The organism is Citrobacter sp. RHB35-C21 (assembly GCF_013816515.1).
Lineage (GTDB): Bacteria > Pseudomonadota > Gammaproteobacteria > Enterobacterales > Enterobacteriaceae > Citrobacter > Citrobacter braakii.
Window position 1 is genome coordinate 1192989 of sequence record NZ_CP057147.1, and the last position, 17861, is coordinate 1210849.

17 protein-coding genes are annotated in these 17861 nt (G+C 54.0%); 5 read left to right on the forward strand and 12 right to left on the reverse strand.

The window, feature by feature from the left end; translation table 11 throughout:
• Window positions 1-40: 40 nt before the first annotated feature.
• Window positions 41-280, reverse strand: coding sequence for a SymE family type I addiction module toxin (locus HVZ39_RS05795; protein WP_016154182.1), 240 nt, complete (start codon window positions 278-280; stop codon window positions 41-43).
• Window positions 281-551: 271 nt separating this feature from the next.
• On the opposite strand from HVZ39_RS05795, the gene HVZ39_RS05800 reads away from it, so the two are divergent.
• The gene (locus HVZ39_RS05800) at window positions 552-1016 is read left to right on the forward strand and encodes an OB-fold putative lipoprotein (protein WP_016157319.1); all 465 of its coding nucleotides are present in this window, start codon (window positions 552-554) and stop codon (window positions 1014-1016) included.
• 76 nt (window positions 1017-1092) lie between these two features.
• On the opposite strand, the gene HVZ39_RS05805 is transcribed toward HVZ39_RS05800, so the two are convergent.
• Together HVZ39_RS05805 and ascF are read right to left on the reverse strand one after the other, a co-directional pair.
• Complete coding sequence (locus HVZ39_RS05805) at window positions 1093-2517, reverse strand: 6-phospho-beta-glucosidase (protein WP_137380089.1); 1425 nt, start codon at window positions 2515-2517, stop codon at window positions 1093-1095.
• A 22-nt stretch (window positions 2518-2539) separates the two neighbouring features.
• Window positions 2540-3994, reverse strand: a complete 1455-nt coding sequence (ascF, locus tag HVZ39_RS05810; RefSeq protein WP_046274835.1) for a PTS cellobiose/arbutin/salicin transporter subunit IIBC — start codon at window positions 3992-3994, stop codon at window positions 2540-2542.
• A gap of 264 nt (window positions 3995-4258) precedes the next feature.
• Between ascF and HVZ39_RS05815 the strand changes: the two genes are divergently transcribed.
• The 3 genes from HVZ39_RS05815 (at window position 4259) to hypF (ending at window position 8298) form a co-directional block, all read left to right on the forward strand.
• Window positions 4259-5272 (forward strand): LacI family DNA-binding transcriptional regulator, encoded by a 1014-nt coding sequence (locus HVZ39_RS05815; protein ID WP_019077540.1) that lies wholly within the window; start codon window positions 4259-4261, stop codon window positions 5270-5272.
• Window positions 5273-5417: 145 nt separating this feature from the next.
• Window positions 5418-5963, forward strand: a complete 546-nt coding sequence (gene hydN, locus HVZ39_RS05820) for an electron transport protein HydN (protein WP_003037366.1) — start codon at window positions 5418-5420, stop codon at window positions 5961-5963.
• Window positions 5964-6057: 94 nt separating this feature from the next.
• On the forward strand, window positions 6058-8298 hold the full coding sequence (gene hypF, locus HVZ39_RS05825) for a carbamoyltransferase HypF (RefSeq protein ID WP_181633326.1): 2241 nt from the start codon (window positions 6058-6060) through the stop codon (window positions 8296-8298).
• Window positions 8299-8407: 109 nt separating this feature from the next.
• On the opposite strand, the gene norW is transcribed toward hypF, so the two are convergent.
• On the reverse strand, window positions 8408-9541 hold the full coding sequence (norW, locus tag HVZ39_RS05830; RefSeq protein WP_181633327.1) for an NADH:flavorubredoxin reductase NorW: 1134 nt from the start codon (window positions 9539-9541) through the stop codon (window positions 8408-8410).
• A complete protein-coding gene (norV, locus tag HVZ39_RS05835; RefSeq protein ID WP_016154175.1) occupies window positions 9538-10986 on the reverse strand; it encodes an anaerobic nitric oxide reductase flavorubredoxin in 1449 nt (482 codons plus the stop codon). The genes norW and norV overlap by 4 nt, the downstream gene beginning before the upstream one ends.
• 190 nt (window positions 10987-11176) lie before the next feature.
• Here norV and norR point away from each other — a divergent pair, with 190 nt between their 5' ends.
• Window positions 11177-12694 carry a nitric oxide reductase transcriptional regulator NorR gene (gene norR / locus HVZ39_RS05840; RefSeq protein WP_016154174.1) on the forward strand — a complete coding sequence of 506 codons (1518 nt, stop codon included), beginning with the start codon at window positions 11177-11179 and terminating at the stop codon, window positions 12692-12694.
• On the opposite strand, the gene gutQ is transcribed toward norR, so the two are convergent.
• From gutQ to srlA, 7 genes are all read right to left on the reverse strand, one after another.
• A complete protein-coding gene (gene gutQ, locus HVZ39_RS05845; RefSeq protein WP_016157311.1) occupies window positions 12691-13656 on the reverse strand; it encodes an arabinose-5-phosphate isomerase GutQ in 966 nt (321 codons plus the stop codon). The genes norR and gutQ overlap by 4 nt on opposite strands.
• Window positions 13649-14422, reverse strand: coding sequence for a DNA-binding transcriptional repressor (locus tag HVZ39_RS05850; protein WP_003037350.1), 774 nt, complete (start codon window positions 14420-14422; stop codon window positions 13649-13651). The genes gutQ and HVZ39_RS05850 overlap by 8 nt, the downstream gene beginning before the upstream one ends.
• A gap of 70 nt (window positions 14423-14492) precedes the next feature.
• On the reverse strand, window positions 14493-14852 hold the full coding sequence (gene gutM, locus HVZ39_RS05855) for a transcriptional regulator GutM (protein WP_016154172.1): 360 nt from the start codon (window positions 14850-14852) through the stop codon (window positions 14493-14495).
• Between the two features lie 98 nt (window positions 14853-14950).
• On the reverse strand, window positions 14951-15730 hold the full coding sequence (gene srlD, locus HVZ39_RS05860) for a sorbitol-6-phosphate dehydrogenase (protein WP_003037345.1): 780 nt from the start codon (window positions 15728-15730) through the stop codon (window positions 14951-14953).
• 17 nt (window positions 15731-15747) lie between these two features.
• The gene (gene srlB, locus HVZ39_RS05865) at window positions 15748-16110 is read right to left on the reverse strand and encodes a PTS glucitol/sorbitol transporter subunit IIA (RefSeq protein ID WP_016157310.1); all 363 of its coding nucleotides are present in this window, start codon (window positions 16108-16110) and stop codon (window positions 15748-15750) included.
• A 13-nt stretch (window positions 16111-16123) separates the two neighbouring features.
• Window positions 16124-17095, reverse strand: a complete 972-nt coding sequence (locus tag HVZ39_RS05870) for a PTS glucitol/sorbitol transporter subunit IIB (RefSeq protein ID WP_047357858.1) — start codon at window positions 17093-17095, stop codon at window positions 16124-16126.
• Window positions 17092-17655: a PTS glucitol/sorbitol transporter subunit IIC gene (gene srlA / locus HVZ39_RS05875; protein WP_181633328.1), complete on the reverse strand. Its 564-nt coding sequence runs from the start codon at window positions 17653-17655 to the stop codon at window positions 17092-17094. Before srlA ends, HVZ39_RS05870 begins: the two co-directional genes overlap by 4 nt.
• Window positions 17656-17861 lie beyond the last annotated feature (206 nt).

The window sequence follows — 17861 nt, forward strand, 5'->3', positions numbered from 1 at the left end:
ATTACCACCATCCGGATAACGTCGACACCCTCGAAACAGACTATTCACCTGCTTGTTCAATAATTAATTTCCCCTGCGTAACCGATACTTTTACCGACGTGCCCGTTGGGAACCCCGCCTGTTCCAGCCAGTCTCCGTTCATCGTGAGTGAAGCATGGCGGCTTATACGTCGTGTAAAACCGGTTTTGCGATCTTCATGCCGTACTCTGACATAGCTGACTTTAAAATGACGTAATGGCTTGTTGATAACCGCTTCGGCATTGCCATTTTTACCAGACATAAACACTCCCTTGTTACAAATAAAGAGATGGAAAACTACTGAATAAAATGCCAGTAAAAAGGCGGGAGGGCAAACCCGAAACTGGAAGGCAGATCCAGAAAATAGAATGCAAATAATGAAAAAGATGAGAAGTTGATAATAGTTGGGGGGGAATATTCTCTTCTTTTACTAATACGGGAGTTATATTATATTTCGGCGTTGTTCAGGGAGGTTATATACTCGAATTATTTAGAATTTGAATATATGGGAAATTAATATACAGGAGTTATTTATGCGTTCAGGTATTCGTTTGGTAAATTTAATTATTATTTCCTCTCTTCTTAGCGGGTGCGAGACGGCGGCTGACGCGTTCTTCTCTGCGGGAGACCGATTATTTCAACCGGGGGAGTCATCAGCTGCGTCAATGCCAACCTTGTCCGTCGCTGATTTTGTCGCGCCCTATACCTTAAATCCTGTTAAAGCCAATAAGGACTATCTTGGTGAATGGGTGAAGCTGCGGGGCGTGGTCATTGATATTCGTAAGGTTAATGGTATTTCCAATGCTTATTCTTATCTTGTCAGCCTGAAAGACGAAAATAATAAAACGAACAACGTGATTCAGTTCCAGTTTGGCTCCCATAATAGTACGAATGTTGAGTCATTACAGATTGGCCGGAGCGCGACAATTATTGGTCAGGTCCACGCGTTGGGCGAAGCGCCTTTGCCGCTGCTGCAAAATCCTAAAGTTGTACAATAAAAATGATAACAGACAGCGGGTATATATATTCTGAATAATACGTGTTGCCGGATGGCAGTGTCATCCGGCAACATTGTTATTCCAGATCGGTCCCGTTGCTCGCAATCACTTTCTTATACCACCAGAACGATTTTTTGCGTTTACGCGCTAACGTGCCGTTGCCCGCGTCATCGCGGTCCACATACACAAAACCGTAGCGTTTGCTCATCTCACCGGTTGAGGCTGAAACCAGATCGATACAGCCCCAGGTGGTGTAGCCCAGCAGCGGCACGCCATCCTCAATAGCATCTGCCATGGCGCGAATGTGCTCGCGTAAATAGCTAATGCGATAGTCGTCATTGATTTCGCCGTTAGCATCGCTCTCATCTTTCGCCCCCAGCCCGTTTTCCACCAGAAACAACGGCTTCTGGTAGCGGTCATACATCATATTCATGGTGATGCGCAGACCGAGCGGATCGATACCCCAGCCCCATTCGCTGGCGGCAATGTACGGATTACGCAGCGACTTCACCACGTTAGCGGCGCTGGTATTGCCAGTATTCATTTCAGCGGAGGCGCAGCGCGATGCGTAATAGCTAAACGAGACGAAATCGACGGTGTTTTTCAGGATATCGTCATCTCCCGCCGCTTTTTCTATCACCACGCCTTTTTCGCGAAACACACGGGCAGAGTAAGCGGGGTAAGCCCCGCGCGCCTGCACATCAATAAAGAACAGGTTTTCGCGGTCTTTTTCCAGCGCGGTCCACACATCTGCCGGTTTACAGGAATAAGGATAAAAATTACCGCCCGCCAGCATACAGCCGACCTGGTTTTGCGGATTAATTTCATGGGCAATTTTAGTTGCCAGGGCGCTGGCAATCAGTTCGTGGTGGGCGGACTGATATTTCACCTGATCCTGATTCTCTCCTTCTTCAAACACCAGTCCGGCGCCAGAAAAAGGGCTGTGCAGCATAATGTTGATTTCGTTGAACGTTAGCCAGTACTTCACCAGACCGTCAAAGGCCTCGAAGCAGGTACGGGCGTAGCGGGTAAAGAACTCCACCATTTTGCGGTTACGCCAGGAGCCATACTCGCTGACCAGATGCATCGGCACATCGAAGTGACACAGCGTAACTAACGGCTCAATACCGTATTTTTTACACTCGGCAAACACGGACCGGTAAAACGCGATACCCTCTTCATTAGGCGTCAGCTCGTCGCCGTTGGGGTAGAGACGGCTCCAGGCAATGGAAGTACGAAAAACCGTAAACCCCATTTCCGCCATCAGCGCGATATCTTCTTTATAGCGATGATAAAAGTCGATTGCCTGATGGCTGGGATAAAATTCGTCATCCCGCAGCGTAAAGCGTTTTTCCTGACCCAGTTTGACGGCCATGCGGTTTGTGCCGTGGGGGATCATATCGACGGTGGTCAGCCCTTTGCCGCCTTCCCGGTATGCCCCTTCAGACTGGTTGGCGGCCAGTGCGCCGCCCCATAAAAATCCTTGCGGAAAAACAGACATAGTTAACCTCAGTTCATACCAGTCAAATGCTGGCTCTATTGATATTGCCTGGTTGCGCGGCCTGGTTTTTTCTGGCCTGCGCGGCTGCATCTTCGACAGGAATATCTTCAAAGCCGAGGAGCAGTGTTAATACAAAGGAAAGCACGACCGCCAGCGCCATCACGCCAAACACCCAAACGATGGTCATCGGATTGGCTGGATCGAAAAACTGTACGCTGGTGAACAAGCCTGGAGCCGCCATGGAGTGGCTCGCCAGTCCGGCCATTCCGGCAACGGCACCGCAGATAAAGCCGCTGATAAGACTCGCAATCAGTGGGCGTTTCAGGCGGATCGCCACGCCATACAGCGCGGGTTCGGAAATGCCTGCCATGATGGCCGAGGCGGCTGCCGCTAACGCCGTCTGACGCAGTTCCGGGTTTTTGGTTTTCCATGCCACTGCCAGCGATGAACCGCCCAGCGACAAATTGGCGCCGATTTCCGACGGCATCACCATGCCTTCTTTTCCGGTTTCGGCAATGGTCTGAATAATGGTTGGCGTGAAGACGCGGTGCATACCGGTCATCACCAGCAACGGCCACAATGCGCCCATAATGGCCACCGACAGCCAGCCGAGATAGCCGTGAATGGTATAAACCAGCGCTGAAATTGCACTACCGATCCAGATGCCGATCGGGCCAATGATGACGATGGCGAGTGGGGCGGCGATCAGCACGATTAGCATCGGTTTAAGGAAGTTTTTGGTTACTGCCGGAGTGATGCGATCGACCCAGCGTTCGATGTAGGACAGACACCAGGTCATGACCAGCGCCGGGATCACCGTGTAGGTGTATTTCACCGCCGTCACCGGGATCAGGGCAAACTCAACGTGCTCACCCTGCGCGGCCTTCGCCATCAGTTCGATGAAGCTGGGATGCACCAGTACGCCAGCGATGGCGATTGCCAGCGACATGTTGGTTTTGAATTTTATGGCTGCTGAGGCGGCGACCATCAGTGGCAGGAAGAAGAAGGCACCGTCGCCGATAACGGTCAGAATAGTGAGCGTGGACGATCCTTTCACCAGCACGCCGGTCATTTCGAGGATCATTGCCAGCAGCTTGAGCATTGATCCGCCGATAATAGCCGGGATCAACGGGGACATTGTGCCGATCAGCGCGTCGAGGATCCCAGCGCCAATCCGCTTCAGCGTCAGCCGAGGTTTGGTTTGCGGCTCTGCAGGTTGCATATTGGCAGGTAACAGGCTGACTACCTCGCGATACGCCTGCGAAACGGTGTTGCCGATGATCACCTGGCACTGGTTATCGCTGCGCACCACGCCGAGCACGCCAGGGAGCGTCTTCAGCGTCGTGCTGTCGACCTGCGAGTCATCTTTGATAACGAAACGCAAACGGGTCATACAGTGGGTCACTGCTGTGATGTTGTCCACGCCTCCCAGAGCCGTCACAACCGAGCGCGCCAGCGCTGCATAATTTTTGGACATCGGATTTAATCCTGTTTTATCAGTAGAGTACGTTATGTTTTATCCGTTCACGTTGGTCGCTTTTCTGGGGTGATGAAACGCAGATAGGAAACCGGTTCCACAAAATCATGTTTAAATTACACGTAATGGGCAAGTTTTAATTTTGATCATTTTTTATAATTGTGACTCCGATCACCAGATGTCAGCGTTTGCAATTTAGCAGCAAGGACAGCGGCGAAACGGTGCAGTACACTGCGTCACATTGAGAGAAAAGGGATGAGTAATATGACCACGATGCTGGAGGTGGCGAAGCGTGCCGGGGTGTCAAAAGCGACGGTTTCCCGGGTGCTTTCCGGGAATGGCTATGTCAGCCAGGAAACCAAAGATCGCGTGTTTCAGGCCATTGAAGAGAGTGGTTACCGCCCTAACTTGCTGGCACGCAGTCTGGCAGCGAAAACCACGCAGACGCTGGGTCTGGTGGTAACTAACACCCTTTATCACGGCGTCTATTTCAGCGAACTGCTGTTTCATACCGCGCGGATGGCGGAAGATAAGGGACGCCAGTTGTTGCTGGCTGACGGTAAGCACAGCGCAGAGGAAGAGCGTCAGGCGATCCAGTACCTGCTCGACCTGCGCTGTGACGCGATTATGATCTATCCGCGTTTTCTTAGCGTGGATGAGATAGACGATATCATCGACGCCCACGCCCAGCCGATTATGGTGCTTAATCGGCGGCTGCGGAAAAATACCAGCCACTGCGTGTGGTGCGATCAAAAGCAAACCAGTTTTAACGCCGTTACTCAGCTCATTGCCGCCGGGCACAAAGAGATTGGTTTTATTACTGGCTCGATGGATTCGCCTACCGGCGTGGAGCGACTTTCAGGCTATAAAGACGCGCTGGCACATCATGGTATTCCGCTTAATAATGATTTGATTGTTAAAGGGAAATGGACGCCAGCCTGCGGCGCGGCGGGAGTCGATACTTTGCTTTCGCATAAGGTCAATTTTACCGCGCTGGTGGCCAGCAATGATGATATGGCGATCGGTGCGATAAAGCAGTTGCACGCGCATGGCGTGAGCGTCCCTGCTCAGGTGTCGGTGATTGGCTTCGATGATATCGCCATCGCGCCATACACTATTCCGGCGCTTTCCAGCGTCAAAATCCCGGTAACGGAAATGATCCAGGAAACGATAGGCCGCCTGATCTTTATGCTGGATGACGGGGCGTTTACGCCGCCAAAAACCTTCACCGGTGAACTCATTCAACGCGACTCTGTTGCGCCGCTCGTTTTGCGCTGACGGCTGTCATTTGTCATCGTCACTAGTGACGATGACACGGCTTCTCTGCATTCATCAAAATAAAAAACCTTTAATAACAGTTAATTAAATTCTGGCACGATTTATGAATGCTTCGGTAGATAATCTGTCATTGCTGGAGAAATTGATGAACCGTTTCATCATTGCAGACGCCAATAAATGCATTGGTTGCCGTACCTGTGAAGTGGCCTGCGTGGTATCCCATCAGGATAACCAGGACTGCGCATCGCTGACCCCTGAAACCTTTTTACCCCGCATTCACGTCATCAAAGGCGTTAATGTCTCCACGGCGACGCTGTGTCGCCAGTGTGAAGACGCGCCGTGCGCTAACGTCTGTCCGAACGGTGCAATCAGCCGTGATAAAGGCTTTGTTCACGTGATGCAGGAGCGCTGTATTGGGTGTAAAACCTGCGTTGTGGCTTGCCCTTATGGCGCAATGGAAGTGGTCGTGCGTCCGGTTGTTCGTAACAGCGGGGCAGGTCTGAACGTCCGGGCAGAAAAAGCCGAAGCCAATAAGTGCGACCTGTGCCACCATCGTGAGGCCGGCCCTGCCTGTATGGAAGTCTGCCCGACTCACGCGCTGATTTATGTGGATCGCAATAAGCTTGAGCAACTGAGCGCTGAAAAACGCCGTCGCGCGGCGCTGGATTCCACTGCATCTTTGCTGTTCTGATATCTGAAAATCCGCGTAAAATACGTGCCGGATAAGGCGAAGCCGCCATCCGGCAAACGGACATTTCAGGGATACAATACCGCGGGAATTCATCATGACAATAAACAACCACTCCGGCGTACAGCTGCGTATTCGCGGTAAGGTACAGGGCGTCGGATTTCGCCCCTACGTCTGGCAACTGGCGCAGCGGTTACAGTTACATGGCGATGTGTGTAACGACGGTGACGGTGTGGTTGTGCGTATACAGGAAGATCCGGCAGAGTTTATTGCGCAATTGCATCAACACTGCCCGCCGCTGGCGCGCATTGACAGCGTTGAGAGCGAACCGTTCGCCTGGACGCAGCCGCCTGCCGATTTCTCGATTCGGCAAAGTGCTGGCGGCACGATGAATACGCAAATCGTTCCGGATGCCGCGACCTGTCCAGAATGTCTGGTTGAAATGAGCACCCCCGGCGAACGCCGCTATCGTTATCCCTTTATCAACTGCACCCACTGTGGCCCGCGCTTTACGATCATCCGCGCCATGCCCTACGATCGCCCGTTTACCGTGATGGCGTCATTCCCACTCTGTGCGCAATGCGATAAAGAGTATCGTGATCCGTACGACCGTCGCTTCCATGCCCAGCCCGTTGCCTGTCCGGCATGCGGTCCCCACCTCGAATGGTTTAGCGCGGGTGAGCGGGCGGAGAAAGAAGAGGCGTTGCAGGCGGCAGTATCGCGCCTAAAAGCAGGCGGTATTGTGGCCGTTAAAGGGATTGGTGGGTTTCATCTGGTGTGCGATGCACGAAATGATGACGCCGTAGCGCTGCTCAGGCTGCGCAAACACCGTCCGGCAAAACCTCTGGCAGTGATGCTGCCCAGTGATGACGGACTGCCTGAACCCGCTCATCGTTTGCTGACAACCCCAGCCGCGCCGATCGTGTTGGTGCAGAAACGCTATATCGCAGCATTGAGCGAGGGCATTGCGCCAGGGTTAACGGAAGTGGGCGTCATGCTGCCAGCGAATCCGTTGCAGCATTTGCTCTTACAAGAGATGAAGTGTCCGTTGGTAATGACCTCCGGCAATCTCAGCGGCAGACCGCCCGCTATTACCAACGCGCAGGCGCTGGAAGATTTACACGAAATTGCCGATGGTTTCCTGTTGCATAACCGCGAAATTGTGCAGCGGATGGATGACTCTGTGGTACGCGACAGTGGGGAGATGCTGCGTCGTTCACGGGGTTACGTGCCGGATGCGGTGGCGCTGCCGCCAGGATTTCACGACGTGCCGCCGATGCTTTGCCTGGGCGCAGATCTGAAAAATACCTTCTGCCTGGTGCGTGGTGAACAGGCGGTTATTAGCCAGCATTTGGGCGATCTCAGCGATGACGGCATTCAGCAGCAGTGGCGTGATGCGCTGCACCTGATCCAAAACATTTATGACTTTACGCCGCAGCGTATCGTGCATGATGCACACCCTGGTTATGTTTCCAGCCAGTGGGCCAGCGAAATGAATCTGCCAACCGAAACGGTGTTGCATCACCATGCGCATGCCGCTGCGTGTCTGGCCGAGCACGGCTGGTCGCTCGATGGTGGTGACGTGATTGCTCTGACGTTAGACGGTATCGGCATGGGGGAAAACGGCGCGCTGTGGGGGGGAGAGTGTTTGCGGGTCAACTATCGTGAATGCGAGCACCTTGGCGGCTTGCCAGCGGTAGCGCTGGCGGGGGGCGATCTGGCGGCAAAACAGCCGTGGCGCAATTTGCTCGCGCAGTGCCTGCGCTTTGTTCCTGACTGGCAGCGCTACCCGGAAACATCGGTGCTGCAACATCAAAACTGGAACGTGCTGGCGCGCGCCATTGAGCGGGGGATTAACACACCGCTGGCGTCATCGTGCGGACGGCTGTTTGATGCCGTTGCCGCCGCGCTTCAATGTGCGCCGGAATCGCTGAGTTATGAAGGTGAGGCGGCCTGCGCGCTGGAGGCGATGGCATCGCATTGTGCTGGCGTTGAGCACCCTGTCACGGTGCCGCTTGATGGCAATCAGCTGGACTTAGCGGTTTTTTGGCAGCAATGGCTGACCTGGCAGGCCAAACCTGCCGAAAGAGCGTGGGCGTTTCACGACGCGCTGGCGCGTGGGTTTGCTACCCTGATGCGTTTGCAGGCCGAAGAGCGGAGGATTAAGACGCTGGTATTCAGCGGAGGTGTGATGCATAACCGCTTATTGTCAGCCCGGCTGGCGTTTTATCTGCATGATTTTACCTTACTGTTCCCGCAGCGTTTACCGGCGGGCGACGGCGGGTTGTCGTTGGGGCAGGGCGTGATTGCCGCGGCGCGGGCGTTGGCGCAAAAATAAAAAAGCCCCGGGACTGGCGGGGCAAGAACAACAGGTCGGGGCATACCGACAAGTGGCAACGCACATCCATGTGCGTGAGGTTAATAAATCAAGCAACGGTATCCTGTACTTAAACGGGCAGCGTTTTCAGCAGCGCAAAGGCCTCTTTCATGCGGTCTTCGCTGACGACAAAGGCACATAGCTGGCCTGCGTCGTTCATCCCTCTGGCCACCATCCCTTGCGCTTCGGCGGCAATATGCCAGTTCAGATCGCGGCACTGGGTATCCCCAGCCAGATGCAAGGGTAATTCCGGCGTTTTGACTTTTACCAGCATGGCAGGCAACTTCAATGGTGCATTGCCGCCGAGCAGGTTTTTCGCCAGATACATGGCGCTCAGCTGAATCGGTTGCAGGAACGGGAGTACCTGACCGTTAATTTCTGCACAGTCACCGAGAGCATAAATGTCCGGGTGACTGGTTTGCAGGTAGCTGTCGACGCAGACGCCACGATTGATGTTCAATCCGGCGCGACGCGCCAGCGCGGTTTCAGGGCGCAGACCCGTAGCGGCGATCACCGCATCGACTTCTACGCTGCGGCTACGATCGAGCGTGGCGCGAATCCCCGACTCCGTTTTCTCCAGCCCCTGAAGCTGCGATTTCAGCAGCAGGTGTACGCCCATATCGGTCAGACGATGCTGTAAGCGACTGCTTACTTCTGGCGGCATCAGCGAAGCCAGAATGCTGGCGGCGTTGTCGATAAGCGTCACCGCTTTACCAGCACGACAAAAATCCATCGCCAGTTCGCTGCCAATCAAGCCGCCGCCGACAATCAGCACCCGTTGGGCGTCACGCAGTTGTGTTTCACAGGCGCGATACTCTTGTTGGCTGTTCAATGTGAGCATTAACTCACGTCCGGTAATCGGCGGTACGAAGGCCGACGCTCCCGTCGCCAGCACCAGTTTGTCGTATGGCCACTGTTGCTCCTGGCTTTTCACTACGTGAGCATCGGCATCGATGTCGGTTACCCAGGTGTGCGGAAAGAGGCGCAAATTAAACTGTTCGGCAAACTCCCCCGCCGACTGGCGGGTGAGGTCGTCTGCACGTTGCGACTGACTGATAACATGGCTGAGATCGGGCTTGTTGTACTCATCCATACTGTCTGCAGCAATCAGGGTCAGCGGGACATTTGCATCCTGCTTACGGATATTTTTGACTAACTGGCGGGCGGCGAAGCCTGAACCAATAATGACAATTCCGCGGCTCATTTTGCCTCCGTTGCCAGTACGTCAAAGACGTCTTTACCTAATGAACATTCCGGGCACAGGAAGTTATCCGGCACGTCGCTCCACGGTGTTCCCGGCGCGACATCCTGCAGCGGTTCACCTTTTGCCGGGTCGTAAATCCACTGGCATACGCTGCACTGCATGCTTGGACCAAGATCAGCGGCAGCCGCCGCGGCACAGGCGCACTCTTCCTCTTTGGTTGCCGTTTTGACGATTGTTTCCGGCAGCGGAGCAAGCGCCCACTGACGTGCGATTTCACGGCCATGCTGGCGACACAGTTCCAGCGCGTCCAGATCCGGACGCCATTTCGCTTTCAGACTCAGCGACATCTCGAAACCGGCATCCTGCAAGCGTGTGGACAAACGGTCTACCGCGCCGCCGCTCCAGCCGTGTGAACCAAAGGCGCTGGCGCGTTTGTTACGAAAACGCAGGCCGGTCATCTCTTCTACCAGACCAGCGATTTTTGGCATCATTACGTTATTCATCGTTGAAGTACCAACCAGCACGCCTTTAGAGCGGAAGACGTTAGTCAGGACTTCGTTTTTGTCGCTACGGGCGACGTTAAAGATTTTCACCGCCACGTTGGGGTCAACTTCGTTGATGCCCTGGGCAATGGCGTCCGCCATCATGCGGGTGTTGTTGGACATGGTGTCGTAGAAAATGGTGATACGGTCTTCCTGATAGTCAGCCGCCCATTTCAGATACATTTCAACGATTTGTGTCGGGTTGTCGCGCCATACCACGCCGTGGGAAGTGGCAATCATATCCACCGGCAGGTTGAAGCCGAGAATCTCAGTGATTTTCGGTGTAACCAGACGGCTGAACGGCGTCAGGATGTTGGCGTAGTAACGCTGGCACTGTTCGAACAGTTCGGTCTGGTCAACTTCGTCGTTAAACAGACGTTCATCACAATAGTGCTGGCCGAAGGCGTCGTTACTGAACAGCACCGCATCGCCGGTCATGTAGGTCATCATGCTGTCAGGCCAGTGCAGCATCGGCGTTTCAACGAAGATCAGTTGCTTACCGTTGCCAATGTCCAGCGAGTCGCCGGTTTTCACCACGTTGAAGTTCCACTCCGGGTGGTGGTGGTGCCCGTTGATAGAGTCAATAGCGTTGGCTGTGCAGTAAATTGGGGTGTCAGGGATGCAGGACATCAGCTCAGTCAGCGCACCGGCATGGTCCTCTTCCGCGTGGTTAATGATGATGTAGTCGATATCTGCCAGGTCAATTTCACTGCGCAGGTTCTGCACGAATTCACGGCTAAACTTGTGGTCTACTGTATCGATCAGGACATTTTTTTCTTCACGGATGAGATAGCTGTTGTAGCTGCTACCGCGCAGCGTTTTATATTCAGTCCCGTGGAAATCACGAACTTCCCAGTCACGTTGGCCAACCCAATGAATGTTATTTTTAACCAGAATAGACATAGCAACCTCAGTAATTAATTCAGCGTTTTTCTAAAAAAGATGTTTTGCTTATTGCAGGTTGCGTGCCAACTTTTTATTTGTTGATTTTAAATGGTTTGTTTTTTAATGCCTATAAGGTGGTAGTCAAAATGACTATTCATTTTATTGTCAATATGACAATATGAATTGTCAAAATGACAATGAGGTCGTCATGAGTTTTTCCGTAGACGTGCTGGCGGGTATCGCCATTGAATTACAAAGCGGTATTGGACATCAGGACCGTTTTCAACGCCTGATAACCACCTTGCGTCAGGTGTTGGAGTGCGACGCGTCGGCATTGCTGCGCTATGAGTCGCGACAGTTTATTCCGCTGGCGATCGATGGGCTGGCGCAGGACGTTCTCGGCAGGCGCTTTACCCTGGAAGGGCATCCTCGTCTGGAGGCGATTGCCCGCGCCGGGGACGTGGTTCGTTTCCCTGCTGACAGCGATTTGCCAGACCCTTACGATGGGCTGATTCCGGGCCAGGAGAGCCTGAAGGTACACGCCTGCATTGGCTTACCGCTGTTCGCCGGTCAAAATCTGATTGGCGCGTTAACGCTGGATGGCATGGAGCCCGATCAATTCGATGTTTTCAGCGATGAAGAACTTAGGCTGATTGCCGCGCTGGCGGCGGGCGCGCTGAGCAATGCGCTGCTGATTGAACAACTGGAAAGCCAGAATATGTTGCCGGGCCCATCGACGGCCTTCGAGCAGGTGACTGAAACCCAAATGATTGGCCTGTCGCCCAATATGCTGCAGTTGAAAAAAGAGATTGAGATTGTGGCGGGATCCGATCTCAACGTACTGATTAGCGGCGAAACGGGGACCGGGAAGGAGCTGGTAGCTAAGGCTATCCATGAAGGTTCGCCGCGCGCGGTGAATCCGCTGGTGTATCTGAACTGCGCGGCGTTGCCGGAAACCGTAGCGGAAAGTGAGCTGTTTGGTCACGTAAAAGGCGCCTTTACCGGGGCTATCAGCAATCGTAGCGGTAAGTTTGAAATGGCTGACAATGGGACGCTGTTTCTCGATGAGATTGGCGAGCTCTCGCTGGCGTTACAGGCTAAGTTGCTACGTGTGTTGCAGTACGGCGATATTCAGCGTGTGGGTGACGATCGCAGCCTGCGCGTGGATGTTCGGGTGCTGGCGGCAACGAACCGTGATTTACGGGAAGAGGTGCTGGCCGGGAATTTCCGTGCGGATTTGTTCCACCGTCTGAGCGTCTTTCCCCTTTCCGTACCGCCCCTTCGTGAACGCGGCGAAGATGTGGTACTGCTGGCCGGTTATTTTTGCGAACAATGTCGGCTGCGGCTGGGACTTTCCCGCGTGGTGTTAAGTCCCGGCGCGCGTAGCCATCTGTTGAATTATGGCTGGCCCGGGAACGTGCGTGAGCTGGAACATGCCATTCACCGGGCGGTTGTTCTGGCAAGGGCCACCAGGGCAGGGGATGAAGTGGTGCTTGAGGCGCAGCATTTTGCCCTGCAGGATGAAACCCCGGCTCCGCAGGCGGAGGTTGTTGCGGAGATCCCGCAGCATCGCAACCTGCGTGAGGCAACGGAGTCATTCCAGCGGGAGATGATCCGCCGGGCGTTGGCGCAAAATAATCACAGTTGGGCGGCAAGTGCGCGGGCGCTGGAAACAGACGTCGCCAACCTGCACCGGCTGGCGAAACGTCTGGGGCTGAAGGATTAGATAATACCTGCCTGATAGAAATCCTGCAGGTTGATAGCACCGGTGAGTTTACCGTTTTCATCAACCACCGGTGCGGCAGTGATTTTGCGCTTCATCAGGATCTCTTTGGCGTCAATGGCGCGGCTCTGCGCCTGCAGCGTAATGCCATTATGGGTCATTGCTTCGCTAACCTGAGTGGTGAGCGCTCCGCCGCCAACCAGCCAGCGGCGCAGGTCGCCGTCGGTAAAGACGCCTTTCACCAGCGACTCGTCGTCGCAGACTGCCACCAGGCCAAGACCCGTACGGCTTAGTTCCAGCATCGCGTCCATGACGCTGGTGGTGAGCGTCACCTGCGGAATGGCATCGTCACGGCGCATCAGATGATGCACTTTATTTAGCAGACGAGCGCCCAGCGCACCCGCCGGATGCGAGCGGGCAAAATCTTCTTCGTTAAAGCCGCGCGCCTGCATCACGGCGATTGCCAACGCGTCGCCCATCATCAGAGTGTTCACGGTGCTGGAAGTCGGTGCCAGGCGCATCGGACAGGCTTCGCGCTCAACGGAAATATCCAGCACGGCTTTGGCTGCCAAACCCAGCGGTGAGGTCGGTTTTCCGGTCATTGCCAGCAGAGCGACGGATTTGTCTTCCAGGCGCGGAATGATGAGATCCAGTTCTTTTGCGCCGCCGGAGTAGGAAATAAACAGCATGACATCACGGCTTTCAATCATCCCTAAGTCGCCGTGCAGCGCTTCAGCCGGATGCACAAAAAAGGCGGGTGTGCCGGTACTGGCGAGGGTCGCGGCTATTTTTTTGCCAATATGGCCTGATTTGCCAATCCCGGAGACAATCACTTTGCCTTCGCAGTGGATGATAGTATTGGCGGCGCGAACAAAATCATCGCCCAGTCGTTCAGGCAGTCGGCTGGCTTCCTGTAGCTCCAGCATTAACGTCTGACGGCCCGCGTTCAGTAGTGCATCACTCATTGGTTTCTCCGGTTATGATCACTTCAATCCCTTTTGCTTCCAGCGCCTGACGAAACGCAGGGTCGATACCCGCATCGGTAATCAGCTTGTCGACGCTTTCCAGACTGCACACAACATTGGGGCTTTTGCGCCCAAATTTTGACGAGTCAGCCATCAGAATCACTTCGCGAGCGGCATTGCACATCGCTTTACTGACGCTAAACACCTCATTAAAGGTGGTCACGCCGGCATTGAGGTCAATGCCGTCGGTGCCCATGAAGAGTTTATCAAAGCTGAACTGCTCAAAGGCGTTTTCTGCCAGCTGACCGTGAAATGACGCAGATTTTTTGCGAAAGGTCCCGCCGGGCATCAGGATAGTTTGCTCGTTGTCCAGCTCTGAAAGGGCGTTAACAATGTGCAGACTGTTGGTCATGACGGTGATGTTGCTAAAGCGGGTGAGCATCGGCACCATCTGCAATACGGTGCTGCCCGCATCCAGAATAATCGAGTCGCCATCGTGAATAAAACGGACGGCGGCTTCAGCAATCTGCTCTTTTTTATGCGTATTGATTAGCGTTTTGTGATCGATTGGCGGGTCGGATTCGTCTTTATTTAATACCACGCCGCCATAGGTACGAATGACGGTTCCGGCATTCTCCAGAATGACCAGGTCTTTGCGAATGGTCGTGCCGGTTGTGTCAAAGTAGTGGGCCAGTTCTTCAACCGAGCATTTTCCCTGCTTTTGCAGGTGCTCCAGTATGGCCGCCTGTCGCTGACGAGGTTTCATAGGCGTGATTACCCTGACTTATTAGGTTGCAAAATGATAATTTCGCAAGCTATTAGCATTCACAACGAAATTACCCATGTTTCAGTTTAAGCGCCAATGATAGTGCATTCTGCGCTAACGGATCATGGGGAAAGATCACATCAGGCTGTAAATCATCAAGATGTTTGCCCATTATCGTGGCAATTTTACCGGGCCTGGCAAATACAGTAAGACCTTTCATAAATAACGAATCGGTAACCCGCTGCTGTTCATCCAGCGCGATGGCGACCACCACGCGGGGTTTAAACCGTCCACCGGAACGACCTACGCCAACCCGACCCCGCTGGCAGAGTTGATCAAACGCCCGGTTAAAGCGGGATATTTGCCAGCCACCGAGCGCCAGTTGCAGGCACCAGGCGATAGCGGCGACGGTAATCAGTGCGGAAACCATAATGTGCTCCTTTGATTTTGCCGGATGGCGGCTGTGCCTTATCCGACACAGATGTGTGTAGGCCCGGTAAGCGCAGCGCCACCGGGCAATCATGTTTCTTAGAACATCACCTGACCACCGGTCACGTTAATGGACTGACCGGTGCAGTAAGAGGCTTTCGGGCTGGCGTAAAACAGCAGCATGTTCAGCACGTCCTGATAATCGCAGCCGCGCTTAAGTGGAACCTTATCAATGTAGTACTGCTCGACTTCGTCTGGCTTAAGGCCAAGCTTGGTCGCATATTGCGGTAATAATGACTGGAACATCGGTGATTTCAGCAGATTGCCGAGCATCAGTGAATGCACGGTGATCCCGTACTCTGCCAGATCCAGCGCCAGCGACTGGGTTAAACCTACGCCGCCAAATTTTGCCGCGCTATAGCCTGAGTTGTGTTTACTGCCCACTTTCCCTGATTTGGAGTTGATCTGGATAATGCGTCCCTGGACGCCATCGCGGATCATCAGGCGTGAAAATTCACGTGCGCAGAGGAAGTAGCCGACCAGATTCACCTGCAGCGAGCGGTCGAAATCCCCAAGCTGAAAGTCGCTGATAAACGCGGCTTTTGCGATACCCGCGCTGTAAACCAGCAGATCGACGCGGCCAAATATTTCATCCACTCCGCGCGACAGCGCCAGCACACTCTGTTCGCTGGTGGCATCAGCGCCAAAACCGTAGGCGGTGCCTTCGCCAAACTCGGCGTTAATTTCCTGCGCGACGTTGGCGGCTTTATCGCTTTGGATATCCACCACCGCGACGCGGTACCCTTCTGTCGCAAGCCCACGGCAAAGGAATGCCCCCAGGGTCTGGCCTCCACCAATGACAACGGCAACCTGATTCATCTTTATCTCCTTAAATCTTAAGCAATAAACTTCAAAATACAGCCCGGTGCGATACCGTCCGGTACGGGGCCCGCAACGTGTACGGTGCCGGGAAATTCCGCTTCACTCAGTCCGTCAAAACGCAGAGTGATATGCCCCAGTTCACGTAAGTTTTGTTCCGCCACGCTGCCAACGGCTGTGACCGGGTAGTGATGCTGGCCTAGCTCAAATTGGATCCCAGCCTGCAAAGAGCCGTTCAGCTCCCCATGGCAATGGATGAAGCAAAATTCTTCTATATCCGCAGGCGCGCCTTCACGAAAGGTAATTAGCATCTGGTCGCAGAGTGCATCCGGGGCGCTCTGGCCGATGCGGGTGATGGTGGTTTCATAAATCACGGTCATTTTTGAGTGCCTCTTATTGGTAAATAAAGCCGGAAACAAACCAGGCGATGAGAACGGTCGGTGCGCCGGTCAGAAAACGACTCACCAGTACGGATGGCACACCGACGCGGACCGTGTCCTGGCGCGCTTCGGCTAGCGACAATCCGACTGGAATAAAGTCGCATGCCGCCTGAGCGTTAATGGCGAACAAGGCAGGTAGCGCCAGATGCGGAGGAATGTTCCCCAAACCAATCTGTACGCCGATCAGGACGCCGATAACCTGGGCGATGACCGCACCAGGGCCGAGGAAAGGGGACAGCAGCGGGAAAGAGCAGATCAGCGCCAGGGTTACCAGCCCCAGCGGATGGCTGGCCAGCGGTGCGAGTCCATGGGCAATCCAGTCCCCCAGGCCAGACGCCATAATGATGCCGATCAGCGCCGAGACGAACGCCATAAACGGCAGAATGGTTTTCAGGACGGTATCGATAGTGTCTCGCCCAGCCTGAAACAGAACCGCAACGGCTGAACCCATTCCCATGCCGACTTTTGCCAGCAGACCGTCGCTTTGTTCGGTAATTTTCTTGCTGGTGTCGTACTCGCGACCCATCGTGCTGTTTGCTGGCGTTGGCGCAGCGGATGCTTCACCGACGACGGTAATGTTTTCTTCTTTCACGCCAGAGACATAGATATCTTCGATAATATATTGGGCCAGCGGACCTGATTTACCCGTCGCGTGAATATTCACTGTTGGTATACGGCGTTTTGGATAGATCCCGCAGCGCAGCGTGCCGCCGCAGTCGATGATCGCCACGCCAATTTCGTTCTCTGGCGGCTCGCCTTCTTTGAAGCCATCAACGGCCTGCCAACCTGTCAGGCTGGCTATCCTGTCGACAATTGCGGGGCGAGTCCCGGCGGTGATATAGACAATTTTCTTGCCTGGCTCGGCATCCAGTTCAAGCGGGCCGCCCCAGCCGCCGGTGCCTTTTTCAATACGAATACGCGTCATGATGCTGCTCCCGCCAGATGTACTTTCTGCTCAAGTTGAATGCCCATTTTTTTCTCAAAGATGGTGGTGGTGAAATCGGTCACCCAGCCGCGGAAGAAGTTGGTCACCAGGCCGACCAGCAAATAGCTTACCGCCAGCGGGCCGAGCGGAAGACCCAGCGTGGTCAGACCGCTGGCGATCCCCAGATAGACGAACAGCTCACCGGGATTGATGTGGGGAAATAAGCCGTTCATTGAATGGCAGCTGTAAGAGGCGGCTGCGTAGTAGCTGGGCTTGAACTTTTCCGGCATAAAGCGGCCCAGGCTCAGTGTCATAGGATTACAAAACACAAATGTGTCGATGCACGGCAGCAGTAGATAGCGGGACAGCGGGTTTCCGGCGCAGCGCTGGGCAAAACGTTCAATACGTTGCTGACCGATAAAGTTAATCAGCGCATTCATGATGACCAGCAGACTGATCAGCAGAGGCAGAATACCGGTCACCATGCCGGTAAACACCTCTCCGCCTTTCTGGAACAATCCGATAAACCACTCAGCACCGAGTGTGATGGTGTCGATCATTATTCTCTCCTGTAGGGGTTTTAGTTATCTTGCCAAACGGTAACTAATTTTAATCAGATCGAAAGATTTAAAAGTGTTATTTTGATCGCAAAATGAAAGATAAATATTTTAATTTGAAAGGTTGTGCGTGAGAACGCGCAAATGTGCCGGTCAGGAGTGTAAGAGGGGGGAAATTCTGTGAAGGAGAGCGACTACTGCTTCCTTGT

Excerpts from the sequence above, each read along its gene's own strand:
- srlA (WP_181633328.1), bottom strand. The coding sequence starts at position 17,655 with ATGATCGACACCATCACACTCGGTGCTGAGTGGTTTATCGGATTGTTC.
- ascF (WP_046274835.1), bottom strand. The coding sequence starts at position 3,994 with ATGTCCAAAAATTATGCAGCGCTGGCGCGCTCGGTTGTGACGGCTCTG.
- srlB (WP_016157310.1), bottom strand. The coding sequence starts at position 16,110 with ATGACCGTGATTTATGAAACCACCATCACCCGCATCGGCCAGAGCGCC.
- hydN (WP_003037366.1), top strand. The coding sequence starts at position 5,418 with ATGAACCGTTTCATCATTGCAGACGCCAATAAATGCATTGGTTGCCGT.
- gutM (WP_016154172.1), bottom strand. The coding sequence starts at position 14,852 with ATGGTTTCCGCACTGATTACCGTCGCCGCTATCGCCTGGTGCCTGCAA.
- HVZ39_RS05870 (WP_047357858.1), bottom strand. The coding sequence starts at position 17,095 with ATGACGCGTATTCGTATTGAAAAAGGCACCGGCGGCTGGGGCGGCCCG.
- HVZ39_RS05850 (WP_003037350.1), bottom strand. The coding sequence starts at position 14,422 with ATGAAACCTCGTCAGCGACAGGCGGCCATACTGGAGCACCTGCAAAAG.
- norW (WP_181633327.1), bottom strand. The coding sequence starts at position 9,541 with ATGAGCCGCGGAATTGTCATTATTGGTTCAGGCTTCGCCGCCCGCCAG.
- norR (WP_016154174.1), top strand. The coding sequence starts at position 11,177 with ATGAGTTTTTCCGTAGACGTGCTGGCGGGTATCGCCATTGAATTACAA.
- hypF (WP_181633326.1), top strand. The coding sequence starts at position 6,058 with ATGACAATAAACAACCACTCCGGCGTACAGCTGCGTATTCGCGGTAAG.
- gutQ (WP_016157311.1), bottom strand. The coding sequence starts at position 13,656 with ATGAGTGATGCACTACTGAACGCGGGCCGTCAGACGTTAATGCTGGAG.
- HVZ39_RS05805 (WP_137380089.1), bottom strand. The coding sequence starts at position 2,517 with ATGTCTGTTTTTCCGCAAGGATTTTTATGGGGCGGCGCACTGGCCGCC.
- HVZ39_RS05800 (WP_016157319.1), top strand. The coding sequence starts at position 552 with ATGCGTTCAGGTATTCGTTTGGTAAATTTAATTATTATTTCCTCTCTT.
- norV (WP_016154175.1), bottom strand. The coding sequence starts at position 10,986 with ATGTCTATTCTGGTTAAAAATAACATTCATTGGGTTGGCCAACGTGAC.
- HVZ39_RS05815 (WP_019077540.1), top strand. The coding sequence starts at position 4,259 with ATGACCACGATGCTGGAGGTGGCGAAGCGTGCCGGGGTGTCAAAAGCG.
- srlD (WP_003037345.1), bottom strand. The coding sequence starts at position 15,730 with ATGAATCAGGTTGCCGTTGTCATTGGTGGAGGCCAGACCCTGGGGGCA.
- HVZ39_RS05795 (WP_016154182.1), bottom strand. The coding sequence starts at position 280 with ATGTCTGGTAAAAATGGCAATGCCGAAGCGGTTATCAACAAGCCATTA.